The sequence below is a fragment of the Streptococcus salivarius genome (genome assembly GCF_009738225.1).
Classification (GTDB): Bacteria; Bacillota; Bacilli; order Lactobacillales; family Streptococcaceae; genus Streptococcus.
This window is the reverse complement of record NZ_CP018187.1, coordinates 380991-392665: the sequence shown is the minus strand read 5'-3', so window position 1 is coordinate 392665 and position 11675 is coordinate 380991. Positions and strand designations below refer to the sequence as shown.

11 protein-coding genes are annotated in these 11675 nt (G+C 41.6%); 1 reads left to right on the top strand and 10 read right to left on the bottom strand.

The genetic code is table 11. From position 1 onward, the window contains the following. Window positions 1-27: 27 nt before the first annotated feature. The 5 genes from gorA to BSR19_RS02065 all read right to left on the bottom strand — a co-directional run bounded on the left by gorA (window position 28) and on the right by BSR19_RS02065 (window position 6976). Window positions 28-1380 carry a glutathione-disulfide reductase gene (gene gorA, locus BSR19_RS02085; RefSeq protein WP_156246378.1) on the bottom strand — a complete coding sequence of 451 codons (1353 nt, stop codon included), beginning with the start codon at window positions 1378-1380 and terminating at the stop codon, window positions 28-30. A 148-nt stretch (window positions 1381-1528) separates the two neighbouring features. Further along, window positions 1529-3505 carry a PTS fructose transporter subunit IIABC gene (locus tag BSR19_RS02080; RefSeq protein ID WP_002886665.1) on the bottom strand — a complete coding sequence of 659 codons (1977 nt, stop codon included), beginning with the start codon at window positions 3503-3505 and terminating at the stop codon, window positions 1529-1531. Next, the gene (gene pfkB / locus BSR19_RS02075) at window positions 3502-4413 is read right to left on the bottom strand and encodes a 1-phosphofructokinase (protein ID WP_104020659.1); all 912 of its coding nucleotides are present in this window, start codon (window positions 4411-4413) and stop codon (window positions 3502-3504) included. Before pfkB ends, BSR19_RS02080 begins: the two co-directional genes overlap by 4 nt. Then, entirely contained in the window at window positions 4410-5156 is a 747-nt protein-coding gene (locus BSR19_RS02070) for a DeoR/GlpR family DNA-binding transcription regulator (protein WP_104020658.1), read from the bottom strand. Before BSR19_RS02070 ends, pfkB begins: the two co-directional genes overlap by 4 nt. A 212-nt stretch (window positions 5157-5368) precedes the next feature. Next, a complete protein-coding gene (locus tag BSR19_RS02065) occupies window positions 5369-6976 on the bottom strand; it encodes a ribonuclease Y (RefSeq protein ID WP_049553800.1) in 1608 nt (535 codons plus the stop codon). A gap of 143 nt (window positions 6977-7119) precedes the next feature. Here BSR19_RS02065 and BSR19_RS02060 point away from each other — a divergent pair, with 143 nt between their 5' ends. Beyond that, on the top strand, window positions 7120-7602 hold the full coding sequence (locus BSR19_RS02060) for an S-ribosylhomocysteine lyase (protein WP_002885585.1): 483 nt from the start codon (window positions 7120-7122) through the stop codon (window positions 7600-7602). 28 nt (window positions 7603-7630) lie between these two features. Here BSR19_RS02060 and BSR19_RS02055 read toward each other — a convergent pair whose 3' ends face one another. The 5 genes from BSR19_RS02055 to accB all read right to left on the bottom strand — a co-directional run bounded on the left by BSR19_RS02055 (window position 7631) and on the right by accB (window position 11675). After that, window positions 7631-8401: an acetyl-CoA carboxylase carboxyl transferase subunit alpha gene (locus tag BSR19_RS02055; protein WP_002886662.1), complete on the bottom strand. Its 771-nt coding sequence runs from the start codon at window positions 8399-8401 to the stop codon at window positions 7631-7633. Then, a complete protein-coding gene (gene accD, locus BSR19_RS02050) occupies window positions 8398-9264 on the bottom strand; it encodes an acetyl-CoA carboxylase, carboxyltransferase subunit beta (protein WP_002886660.1) in 867 nt (288 codons plus the stop codon). The genes BSR19_RS02055 and accD overlap by 4 nt, the downstream gene beginning before the upstream one ends. 5 nt (window positions 9265-9269) lie before the next feature. Beyond that, window positions 9270-10640: an acetyl-CoA carboxylase biotin carboxylase subunit gene (locus BSR19_RS02045; protein WP_156246377.1), complete on the bottom strand. Its 1371-nt coding sequence runs from the start codon at window positions 10638-10640 to the stop codon at window positions 9270-9272. Window positions 10641-10758: 118 nt separating this feature from the next. After that, window positions 10759-11184, bottom strand: a complete 426-nt coding sequence (gene fabZ, locus BSR19_RS02040) for a 3-hydroxyacyl-ACP dehydratase FabZ (RefSeq protein WP_002885470.1) — start codon at window positions 11182-11184, stop codon at window positions 10759-10761. Then, window positions 11181-11675 carry an acetyl-CoA carboxylase biotin carboxyl carrier protein gene (gene accB, locus BSR19_RS02035; RefSeq protein WP_002886657.1) on the bottom strand — a complete coding sequence of 165 codons (495 nt, stop codon included), beginning with the start codon at window positions 11673-11675 and terminating at the stop codon, window positions 11181-11183. The genes fabZ and accB overlap by 4 nt, the downstream gene beginning before the upstream one ends.

Below are 11675 nucleotides of genomic sequence, written 5' to 3'. Positions count from 1 at the left end.
CCATTTAGGTAGACAGACTTCACCTTTTTATCTCATCGTTACAAATTCTTCTGAACCGGTTGGATGAATGGCAACCGTATTATCAAAATCAGCCTTAGTTGCTCCCATCTTAATAGCCACAGAGAAGCCTTGAATCATCTCATCGACACCGTAGCCAATGCCATGAAGACCGATGATTTTTTCATCCTCACCAAGTGTTACTAATTTCATAGTTGACGGCTGACGATTGTTTGCAAGAGCTGTATACATTGGAGTGAAACTAGATTTATAGACCTTGATATTCTCCGCACCATATTTAGCAATTGCTTTTTCCTCAGTCAAACCAACAGAACCAATAACTGGGTGGCTAAAGACCACAGTGGCTACATCAGTGTAATCAAGCTTAGCATCGGCTTTATTGTTGAAGAGTCGCTCTGACAATTGACGTCCCGCCTTGATTGCAACTGGCGTCAAATCTAGTTTACCAGTCACATCACCAAGGGCGTAGATACCAGGAACTGATGTATTTTCAAAGGCGTCTGAATAAATGTTACCTCGTTCGGTCAACTCAACGCCCGTCTTTTCAAGACCAAAGCCAGAGGTATTGGCTGCACGACCAATAGCCCAAACGAGGCAATCAACAGTGATCGTTTCTCCATTGTCAAAGCTAATGGTCAAAGAATCGTCAGCATTTTTCACTACTTCTGTAGCATTAGCATGCGTGTGAAGGGTCGGACCTGATTTAGCCATCTCATCGACTAAGACATCGATAATATCCTTGTCAAAGGTACGTAATGGGCGTTCCTTACGAACAAAGAGATGCGTGTCACTACCAAGAGCATTGAGAACACCAGCAACCTCAACGGCGATATAGCCAGCACCGATAACAGCTGTACGTTTTGGTACCTCATCTAACTCAAAGAAACCATCTGAAGTAATCCCATATTCACTACCTGGAATATTTGGATAAAGAGCATGACCACCTGTTGCAATAAGGATATGGGGTGCTGTATAAAGCTCCCCCGCTACTTCAACCGTATGAGGATCAACAAATCTTGCATACTCGTATACACGTTCAACGCCATTGCTATCAAAACCACGCTCATAAGAGCCATGGATACGGTCGATATAAGCCTGACGATTGGCCTTAAGCCTTGCAAAATCAAACTTATTAACCGTCACATCAAAACCATACTCACCTGCATAACGGTGAAGGGTCTCAGCAACCTGAGCACCATACCACATAACCTTTTTAGGTACACAGCCCACATTGACGCAGGTACCGCCGACCTCTTTTCCTTCAAAGAGAATAACCTTAGCGCCGTGCATAGCAGCACGATTAGCACTGGCAATCCCACCAGAACCACCACCAATGACAATATAATCGTATTCTTTTACCATATTTTACCTCTTATGTTTCTTTATACAGCGCATTAGCTACTAGATAAGCCATTTCTGCCTATACTTTATCATAAAATAGGTACCCTGACAAAAATCTGCTACGACACAAAAAAACAATCCCGTCACAACGAGATTGTTTTATCATATCTTATTTATCAAGTGGTTTGCGGAGGAATCCGAAAAGGATACCTGATACCACAGCACCAATCAAGATGAAGAGAAGGTAGAGAAGGGCATTTGAAGTGAGGGCAATAACGAAGATACCTCCGTGTGGTGCCATCAATTTGATTCCTGCCATACCTACGAGAGCACCTGTAAGAGCTGAACCGACGATAAAGCTTGGGATAGCGCGTGCTGGATCAGCTGCACCAAATGGGATTGCACCTTCAGTGATGAATGAGAGTCCCATAACGATGTTTGTCAAACCAGAGTTGCGTTCTTCTTCGGTAAATTTATCTTTAAATAAGAGTGTCGCTACAAAGACTGCCAATGGAGGAACCATACCAGCTGCCATAACTGCTGCCATAACAACTGAACCACCTGAAGTTACTGTTGCTGCGAGAGTACCAGTACCAAAGACATAGGCTGCTTTGTTGACTGGTCCACCCATATCCACTGCCATCATACCACCAACAAGGAGACCAAGTAATACGGCTGAGCTTCCTGACAAGCTTGACAAGAAGTTATTAAGACCTGTATTGATTGCTGCCATTGGGATATTCACTGCCAACATCAAGAAACCTGTAGCAAATACACCTAGAAGTGGCAAGAGCAAGATAGAACGGATTCCTTCAAGAGCACGTGGGATACCTGCCAAGAGTTTACGAAGAACGAGGATAACACCACCTGCAAGGAAACCACCAACAAGAGCTCCAAGGAAACCTGAAGATACACCGGCAAGGGCAAGGGTTGCTTTACCACCTGAACCAAAAGGAACACCACCAAAGGCTGCACCACTTGATGCGATAGCACCAGCTACAAAACCTGAAACCAAACCTGGTTTTTCAGCGATAGAGTAAGCAATGTAACCTGCAAGTACTGGAAGCATGAAACCAAAGGCCGCACCACCAATTGCTTTGAATTGAGCAGCAATTTCATGGTAAGAACCAAGTTGTGACAATTGATCTTTAGGAACACCCATGATTTGGTCAAGCAAGAAGGCAAGCGCAATCATGATACCACCACCGATAACGAATGGAAGCATTTGTGATACCCCACTCATCAAGTGTTTATAGAAGGCACCACCGAGGCTCAGTTTCTCACTTGATTCTTGAGCAGCTCCAGCATTTTCAGCATGGAAGACTTCAGCCTTACCATCCAAGATATTTTGGATTAATTCTTGAGGTTGACGAATTCCTGCAGCGACTGGTTTAGAAAGCAATTTTTTACCATCAAAACGTGCTGTTTCAACTGCCTTGTCTGCCGCTACGATAACACCTACAGCCTTACTGATTTCTTCAGCAGTCAATGGTGTTCCGACACCTGAAGCACCGTTAGTTTCAACACGAACATTGACTCCCATTTCTTCACCTGTTTTAATCAGTGATTCTTCAGCCATGTAAGTGTGAGCAATACCAGTTGTACAAGCTGTTACAGCTACGATAAGTGGTTTATCGCTTGAAGCTGCTTCTTTAACAGCTTGTGCTTTCTTAGCTTCCTCAGCTTGTGCTTCTTCTTCGCCAGTATTAAAAGCAGCAATCACTTCATCTGGAGAAGTCACCTTACGCAAACGATCTGCAAAACCATCTTGCATAAGGTATTTTGACAACTCAGCAAGGGCTGCCAAGTGAGTGTCATTTGCTCCCTCTGGAGCAGCAATCATAAAGAAGAGGTCTGTAGGTTGACCATCAAGTGATTCGTAATCTACACCTTTATTAGATTTAGCAAAAAGTACTGTTGCTTCTTTTACTGCAGCATTTTTACTGTGTGGCATAGCGATTCCATCACCCAAACCAGTTGATGTTTGTGCTTCACGAGCCATAATACCTGCTTTGAAAACATCAAAGTCAGTCACAACACCGTTGTCAACCAAGCTGTTAATCATTTCATCGATAGCAGCTTCTTTTGTAGTTGCTTGAAGGTCAAGCAACATTACTTTTTTGTTCAGTAAATCCTGAATTTTCATAGTTTTTCTACCTCTACTTTATTGTATGTTTCTTTAATAAATTCAATTGTCGCTAAGTCATCTGAGAAAGCCGTAGATGTTCCACATGCTACTCCCCACTTGAGAGCCTCAATTGGATCACCTGATTTAACAAACTCACCAGTGAAACCAGCAACCATTGAGTCACCCGCACCAACAGAGTTTTTTACTGTTCCCTTGATTGGTTTAGCAAAGTAAGCAGCCTCTGGAGTAACAAGAAGCGCTCCATCACCTGCCATTGAGATGATAACGTTCTGTGCACCCTTAGCAAGGATTTCACGCGCATATTTTTCAACATCAGCCAAACCATTAAGTTTGACATTGAAAATAGCTTCTAACTCATGGTTATTTGGTTTTACCAAGAGTGGTTGGTAAGCCAAGGAATCAAGCAAGGTTTGACCTTCAAAGTCACAGACAACCTGTGCACCAGTTTCACGCACTAGTGGAATCAATTTGTTATAGACCTTATTTCCAAGATTGCTTGGTGCTGATCCAGCAAAAACAACCACATCATCAGCACTTACACTTGAAAGAACTGCTTCCAATTCAGCCAATTGATACTCATTAATGACAGGTCCTGCACCGTTAATTTCAGTTTCTTGGTCAGCCTTAATTTTAACATTAACTCGTGTGTCTTGATCCACAGCTACAAACTTGGTTTTAATACCTTCTGCATCCAAACCATCTGTCACAAAACGTCCTGTAAAACCACCGATGAAGCCCGTTGCAGTATTATCAACACCTAAACGTTGCAAAATACGACTAACATTAATCCCCTTACCGCCAGCGAACTTATCATCACTCTCCATGCGGTTAACTTCACCAATCTCTACTTTGTCGATACGAACAATGAAGTCGATTGATGGATTCAGCGTTACAGTATAAATCATACTTCAATAACCCTCGTTTTCTCTTTTAATTCTTTTAGGAGCTCTTCTTCCGAAGCATTTGTAATTATGGTTACTTTCTCGACCTCGGCTACCTTAGCATAGGTAATCTGACCAAGTTTAGAGGCATCCGCTAGAACATAGGCTTTTTGCGCATTAGCTATAACCGTCCGTTTGATAACTGCCTCTTCCATGTCTGGTGTGGTGAAATAATTAGCATCAACGCCATTAGCACCAATGAAAGCACAATCAAAATTCAGTTGTCTAATTTGCTCTTGAGCAGTACTTCCAATAGACGCATCCGTTGAATGTTTAACCTTTCCTCCAACAATCCTAGTGCTAACACCGAGATCTACCAGCTTAACCGCATGATGGATAGAATTAGTCACAACCGTTACCTGACGATTGGCCAAATGTGGAATCAAAAGTTCATTTGTTGTACTAGCCTCAAGAAAGACGACATCACCTTCCTTAATCAAATCGGCAGCATAACCAGCTAACTGAGCCTTTTCTTGAACGTTTCTAATAGCTTTTTGACTATTGGCAATTTCTTCCTTTAGACCATGAATGCCTTCAGCACCGCCATGAACACGTTTAAGTTGGCCATCTGCCGCTAACTCATCCAAGTCGCGACGAATCGTCGACTCGGAAGTATCACTTAACAAAACAGTTAGGTTTTCCAAAGTGACAAAACCATCTTGTTTCAACTGAGACAAGATAATCTGCTTACGTTCAGACTTTAGCATAATCTCTCCTTCTGTAATCGTTTACAAAATCTATTATACTAAATTTTTAATAACTGTCAACTAGAAACAGTCAAAAAAAATCAAAATATTTCATTATAAAATACTTATCTACCAAAATGACGCAATTTGATAAGAAAGTTCTTACATTTTCAAAAAGAATACACCCTTTCAGTATGAAGGGCAAAATAAAAAAGCCTTTCGGCTCTCTTATCTTACTTGGCATAGTCAACCGCACGGAATTCACGAATGACTGTAACCTTAATATTTCCTGGGTAATCCAAATTCTTCTCAATTTGTTCACGTACCTTGTGAGACAAGATTGTAACTTCATCATCCGAGATTTTGTTTGGATGAACCATAATACGAATTTCACGACCAGCTTGAAGGGCGAAGCTTGTTTGAACACCGTCAAAGCTTGATGCAATTTCTTCCAAATCACGAAGGCGTTTGACATAATTCTCAACGGATTCATTACGAGCCCCTGGACGAGCCGAACTCAAAGCATCTGCTGCAGCTACAATAACTGCAATAACGCTCTCAGGTTCTACATCGCCATGGTGGCTGGCAATGGCATTGACCACAACTGGATGTTCTTTGTACTTACGTGCAAACTCTGCACCAATCTCTACGTGGCTACCTTCGACTTCTTTGTCAATGGCTTTCCCCATATCGTGAAGGAATCCAGCACGACGAGCAAGGGCAACATTTTCACCCAATTCACCAGCCATGATACCTGCTAATTTACCAACTTCAACTGAGTGACGAAGGACGTTTTGACCATACGACGTACGGAACTGCAAGCGTCCCATAATCTTAATCAAATCAGGATGAAGATTCATAGCGCCAATTTCATAGGCTGCCTCTTCACCATATTCACGGATACGGTTATCCATTTCCTGACGGCTCTTCTCAACCAACTCTTCAATACGAGCCGGATGGATACGACCATCCTTAATCAAGGCCTCGAGAGTCATACGTGCAATTTCACGACGGACTGGATCAAAACCAGAAAGGACAACCACTTCTGGAGTGTCGTCAATGATAACGTCAATACCTGTTAGACTTTCAAGCGTACGGATGTTACGCCCCTCACGTCCAATGATACGACCTTTCATATTGTCATCTGGAAGGTGAACAGTGGTTACTGTTTGTTCAGTAACATAATCTCCAGCCAAGCGTTGCATAGCTTGCGCCAACAAATTTTTGGCCTTCTTATCAACAGTATCTTTAACCTGTGCTTCTGCATCTTTGATACGTGTTGCAATCTCATGAGTCAGATTATTCTCAGTCTCCGTTAAGATTACCTCACGCGCCTCTGCAATGGTCATCTGACCAACACGTTCAAGTTCAGCTTGCTTCTCAGCCTCCAACTGAGTCACATTCTCTTCACGCTCATTAAGATGTTTAGATTTGTCAGCAAGACTCTGCTCTTTCTTCTCGAGGGTAAGTTCTTTACTTGATAGATTTTCATCCTTACGGTCAAGGCTGGTTGCACGTTCTGTTAAACGATTTTCCATTTGTTTAAGCTCTTGACGTTCAGATTTGAATTCTTTTTCAATATCTTCTCGATATTTTCTAGCTTCCTCTTTTGCTTCTAACAAGAACTCTTTACGTTGAGCCTTACTTTCGCGTTCGGCAGTCACACGCAGATGATCTGCATCATGTTCCGCCTGACTGCGAAGGTTCACAGCGTCTTGTTCTGCCTTTAGCAAGGTAGTTTCTGCTTGTTCCTTAGCTTTGCTAAGTTTAATAGAAATTGCTAAATATCCAACGACTAAACCAATGAGTGCAAAGACAACTAAAATTATCATGTTTATCATGTCTTTACCTCAACTTTTCTAAGGTTTCCCTAAAGAAAACCGTCTTCTAGTGTATCATATTTATAGCTTTTTCTCAAATAAATACTAGAACTTTAAACTGATTTTGTGGTATCATAACTCTATTAGAATAGGGAGGTATTACCATGCCAAAAGACGTTACTGTTGAAAGTTTTGAACTTGATCACACTATTGTAAAAGCACCTTATGTCCGTCTTATTTCAGAGGAAGTTGGACCTAAAGGAGATATCATCACAAACTTTGATATCCGTTTGATTCAACCTAATGAAAATAGTATTGATACAGGTGGTCTTCATACTATCGAACACCTACTCGCTAAATTGATCCGTCAACGTATCGATGGCCTTATTGATTGCTCACCATTTGGTTGCCGTACAGGTTTCCATATGATTATGTGGGGTAAACAAGATCCTACAGAAATTGCCAAAGTTATCAAATCTAGTCTTGAAGCTATTGCTAACGAGATTACATGGGAAGATGTTCCAGGGACAACCATTGAATCTTGTGGTAACTACAAGGATCACAGTCTTCATTCAGCTAAGGAATGGGCTAAACTTATCCTTGAACAAGGTATCTCAGACCAAGCCTTCGAACGCCATACCGTATAAAAAACATTGGGGTAAATCCCAATGTTTTTTAATATTTTCTAAAACGTTGATAACGCGCTTCAAGTAAGTCTTCTGTTGATAATTGGCTTAATTCTGCCAACTCGTCTACAATTGCTGTCTTAATTGCTTCAATAATTTCACTTGTAAAGTAACCACGTTCGGGGATAACCTTATCAACGATTCCCATGTTAAGCAACTCGCCTGATGTAATCTTCATCAACTCTGCCGCCTCTTCTGAACGTGAGCCGTCTTTCCAGAGGATAGTTGCAAATCCTTCAGGACTCAAGATAGAATAGATGGTATTTTCAAGCATCCAAACCTTATCGGCTACTGCCAAGGCAAGAGCTCCTCCCGAACCACCTTCACCAATGATAATAGCAATAATTGGCACCTTAAGGTCGCTCATTTCCATAAGGTTACGTGCAATTGCCTCACCTTGTCCGCGTTCCTCTGCCCCAACACCAGGATAAGCACCTGCAGTATTGATAAAGGTAACGACTGGACGACCAAACTTTTCAGCCTGTTTCATGAGGCGAAGAGCCTTACGATAACCCTCTGGATGAGGTTGCCCAAAGTTACGGTTAAGGTTATCTTGTAGGTTTCTACCTTTTTGGATACCCACTACAGTAACCGCTTGGCCATTTAAACGACCAATACCACCAATAATGGCACCATCGTCACGGAAATTACGATCGCCATGAAGTTCGATAAAGTCATCGAAGATTCCTTGGGCAAAGTCCAAAGCAGTTAAACGGCCTTGGTCACGCGCTTCTTTTAAAATACGTGCTACGTCGCTCATTGAACACCTCCATGGAATGATAAGAGTGTGGCAATGGTATCAGCCAACTCTGTACGTTTAACAATGGCATCAACAAAACCATGTTCTTGAAGGAACTCAGCCTTTTGAAAATCATCTGGCAAAGTTTCGCGAACTGTGTTTTCAATGACACGACGACCTGCAAAACCAATCAAGGTTTGTGGCTCAGCTAAAATGATATCACCTTCCATGGCGAAACTTGCTGTAACCCCACCAGTTGTTGGATCTGTCAATACAGTCAAATACAACAAGCCAGCATTCGAATGACGTTTTACCGCAGCTGAAATCTTAGCCATTTGCATCAAACTCATGATTCCTTCTTGCATACGGGCCCCACCAGATGCTGTAAAAATAACAACTGGAAGTTTTTCCTCAATCGCATGTTCAAAGAGTTTAGTGATTTTCTCACCAACAACAGTTCCCATTGAAGCCATAATAAAGTTAGAATCCATAATGGCCAAGGCTGTTTTTTGCCCCTTGATAGTTGCAACACCAGTCACGACAGCTTCATCAAGACCAGTTTTTTCCTTAGTCGCTGCTAGTTTCTCCATATAACCTGGAAAATTCAATGGATTTTCAGTTTTAATGCCTGTAAACAGTTCTTGGAAAGATCCCTCATCAACTGTTAAATCGAGACGTTCTTTAGCGGAAATACGGAAGGTATAAGAACAATTTGGACAAATTTTAGCTTGTCCCAAGTCCTTTTGATAAATAGCTTGTTTACAACCAGGACATTTTGCAAAAAGTTCATCTGGAACTTCTGGCACTTGGTGATCAATCCCATTACGTACAGAACGGTTAGGATTGATACGGATATACTTTTCTTTTCGATCAAATAATCCCATAAACTCTATTCCTCACGATTCTGATAAGCTGGTAGGAAGGTCTCCATCAAGAAGGAAGTATCATAATCCCCAGCGATAACGCTACGATCTGAAATCAAATCCAACTGGAAGTCAGCATTAGTCACAACACCATCGATTTCGAGCTCGTAAAGAGCACGTTGCATCTTCATGAGTGCCTCAAATCGATTTTCTCCATGAACAATGATTTTGGCAATCATTGAATCATAGTAAGGTGGAATAGTATAGCCAGGATAGACTGCACTGTCTACACGGAGACCAACACCTCCACTAGGTAGGTAGAGATTGCTAATTTTCCCTGGACTAGGTGCAAAGTTGAACTTAGGATTTTCTGCATTGATACGACACTCAATAGCATGTCCCTTGATTTCAATATCATCTTGGGTCACAGAGAGTTTTTCACCTGCGGCAATACGGATTTGTTCTTTAACAATATCCACACCACTTACAAATTCTGTAACTGGGTGCTCAACTTGAACACGGGTGTTCATTTCCATAAAGTAGAACTGACCTGTTTTCTCATCAAGAAGGAACTCGATAGTACCCGCATTTTCATAATTAACAGCCTTAGCGGCACGGACAGCCGCTGAACCAATTTCGTGACGAAGTGTCTTACCAATAGCAACTGACGGTGATTCTTCCAAAACCTTTTGGTTATTACGTTGAAGAGAGCAATCACGCTCACCTAGGTGAACAATATTACCATAGCTATCTCCCAAAATTTGAACCTCGATATGACGAGCTGGGTAAATAACTTTTTCAATATACATCGCCCCATTACCAAAGGCTGCTTTAGCTTCTTGTGACGCAGATTCGAAGGCAGGAGCTAACTCTTCTTCAGTGTTAACCTTACGAATCCCCTTACCGCCACCACCAGCAGAAGCCTTAAGCATTACTGGGTAACCAAGACGGTTGGCAACCTCTAAAGCCTCCTCAACTGTAAAGACTTCACCATCTGAACCAGGAATTACAGGGACATTAGCCTTAATCATTTCAGCACGGGCATTGATTTTATCACCCATCTTGTCCATGACTTCGCCTGAAGGACCAATAAACTTGATGTTCATTTCTTCACAGAGAGTGGCAAATTTAGAGTTTTCACTCAAGAAACCAAACCCTGGATGAATAGCTTGAGCCTCAGTCACAATAGCAGCTGATAGGACACGATTCATATTCAAATAAGAATCCGTTGATTTTGCAGGCCCGATACAAATAGCTTCATCAGCGAGCATAGTATGGAGAGAATCCTTATCTGCTTCAGAATAAATAGCAACCGTTTGGATACCCAATTCACGCGCTGCACGGATAATACGCACTGCAATTTCACCACGATTGGCAATCAATAATTTTTTAAACATAAAACAAGATAACATCAGACATTTTTTGAAAGTCTGTGTTGATTTCCTTTCTATGTGATAGACCAATGTCTAAAGAAAAATCCTTTCCGACTGTCGCCAGAAGGATTTTCACAAAACATTAGCTTCCAATAGCAAAAGTCAAAGTACCTGATGCAGCTAGTTTACCATCGACTTCAGCCTTAGCTTCAACAACAGCAATTGTTCCACGACGTTTAACAAACTTAGCTGTCATAACAAGTTGGTCACCAGGAACCACTTGTTTTTTAAATTTAACCTTATCCATACCTGCATAAAAGACTAGTTTGCCCTTGTTTTCAGGTTTAGACAATTCAAGAACACCAGCTGTTTGCGCAAGAGCTTCCATGATAAGAACGCCAGGCATAACTGGGTATTGAGGAAAATGTCCATTAAAGAAAGGTTCATTAATCGTTACATTTTTAATAGCTGTGATTTCGTCTTCTGAAACTTCTAGCACACGGTCAACCAAAAGCATTGGATAACGGTGTGGTAAAGCTTCACGAATAGCATTAATATCAATTGTCATTTGATGCGTACCAATCCTTTTCCGTAGTCAACAACTTCTTCATTCGCTACCAAGATTTCAGTAATAACACCATCTTTAGGTGCTGGCACTTCATTCATCACCTTCATTGCTTCAACAATAAGAAGCGTTTGACCTTTCTTAACAGTATCACCAACAGAAACAAAGGCTGGTTTTTCAGGTGATGGAGACAAGTAAGCCACACCAACAAGTGGACTTTCAACCACTTCACCTTCAGCAGCTTGAGCAGGAGCAGAAGCTTCTTCAACTGGTGTTGCTGGAGTTTCAACAGCGGCAGGTGCTACTACTGGAGCAACTGGAGCTTGAGGAGCTGGCGCAACTACTTCAACTGTAGGAGCTACTGGGGCAGCTGTTACTGAACTTGTTTGATTTTTGCTCAAGTTCAATTCTTCACCATTATTTTTGTATGAAAATTCACGTAAAGTTGAAGCATCAAATTGAGCCAATAAATCTTTGATTTCAGAAATATTCAT